Source organism: uncultured Campylobacter sp. (assembly GCF_938031315.1).
Classification (GTDB): domain Bacteria; phylum Campylobacterota; class Campylobacteria; order Campylobacterales; family Campylobacteraceae; genus Campylobacter_B.
Genome location: NZ_CALHHT010000377.1, coordinates 1 through 1,007, shown reverse-complemented (window position 1 = coordinate 1,007; position 1,007 = coordinate 1). Strand labels below are relative to the sequence as shown.

The 1,007-nt window shown below is 49.3% G+C and carries 1 pseudogene; it reads right to left on the bottom strand.

Annotated elements, in window-relative coordinates:
- Positions 1 to 133: 133 nt before the first annotated feature.
- A pseudogene (locus tag Q0236_RS09285) lies at positions 134 to 1,007 on the bottom strand (phosphomannomutase/phosphoglucomutase); the annotation flags it as partial.

The following is a 1,007-nucleotide window of genomic DNA, read 5'->3' as shown; positions in this document are numbered from 1 at the left end:
CCTGCGCGCTCGAAATCAAATACGTCGGTACCCGCGATTTTAGGAACACGCTCATCTAAGAATTTAAAAAATTCCGCTCTCGCAGCCAAAAGCTCTTTTATATTTTTCTCAACCTCTTGCTTTTCAGATTCGTTCATCTCTGGTCCTTTAAATTTTCTAGTTTACCTAAAAATACGCGCTGCATCTCGTCGCGAAACTCAGGGCTAGAGGCCTCGAAGCGAGCTACGATCACGGGCGTGGTGTTGCTTGCCCGTACTAGCGCCCAGCCGTCATCAAACCGCACTCTGATGCCGTCGATCTCGATAATATCGCGGATGGGTGGCAGCTCCGCGATACCTGCGTGGATTTGAGCTTTAAGAGCTTCGATGATCTTAAATTTCGCCTCCTCACTCGTATTAAATTTTATCTCGTCGGTGCTAAAAACTCGCGGTAGCTTGTCTAGTTCGGCGTCTAAATCATATCCTTTAGCTACGAGCTCAAGCACGCGCATCATCGCATATACGCCGTCATCAAAGCCGAAATATCGCTCTTTAAAATAAATATGCCCGCTAACCTCGGCGGCAAGATCGATACCGAGCTCCTTCATCGCCTTTTTGATGTTGCTGTGACCGGTCTTGCCCATAAAGCTTTTGCCGATCTTATCGATGGTGTCATACATCGCTTGAGAGCATTTAACCTCGCCTAGGATGCGCGGGCGGTGCATGTTTAGAGCAAGCAGGCATGCTAGCTCGTCACCTTTGATGTTGCGGCGCGGCGTAAGTACGGCGATCCTATCTGCATCCCCGTCAAAGCCGAAGCCCAAGCTCACGCCGTCTTGCTTCATCGCAGCTTTGAGATCTGCTAAATTTTTCTCTTCGCTGGGGTCTGGGTGGTGGTTTGGGAAGTTGCCGTCTGGCTGTGGAAATAAAATTTTAGCGTTTAGTCCTAGCCTTTCTATGATTTTAGTAACCGTAATGCCCGCGGCGCCGTTTGCGCAGTCGATAATAAAAGGCGCGGCAAAGCCCTTA